This is a genomic window from Paraburkholderia sp. A1RI_3L (genome assembly GCF_048957895.1).
Lineage (GTDB): Bacteria > Pseudomonadota > Gammaproteobacteria > Burkholderiales > Burkholderiaceae > Paraburkholderia > Paraburkholderia kururiensis.
In genome coordinates this window covers 1-282 of the sequence record NZ_JARCHA010000106.1, presented here as the reverse complement: position 1 = coordinate 282, position 282 = coordinate 1, and the positions used below count along the sequence as shown (strand labels likewise).

Annotated in this window: 1 pseudogene; it reads right to left on the bottom strand. The window is 63.1% G+C overall.

The features are described from left to right. Positions 1-282: pseudogene (locus tag PXJ20_RS33105) on the bottom strand (hypothetical protein); the annotation flags it as partial.

The following is a 282-nucleotide window of genomic DNA, read 5'->3' as shown; positions in this document are numbered from 1 at the left end:
TGTCGCCGTTCCCGGCGAGGCCACTCCGAGTTGCGTGTGCCCGAAATACGCATCGAAATCGCCCTGCGTCATGAATATCTCGAAGTGCAGGTAGGTGACGCCCTGATAGCGGCCGAGAAAACCCAGCACATCCTTGCGCCGCACCTTCTCGCCATTCCCCTTCGCCGCAGGCGTGACCTTGCCCCGGGTATCCGGCCCGGACGACTTTTGCAGGAACGCCGGTAGCCGGGCTCCGTCGTGTCCGAACGTGTGGTATTCAGCCAGCGGCAGCAGGTGCATGTG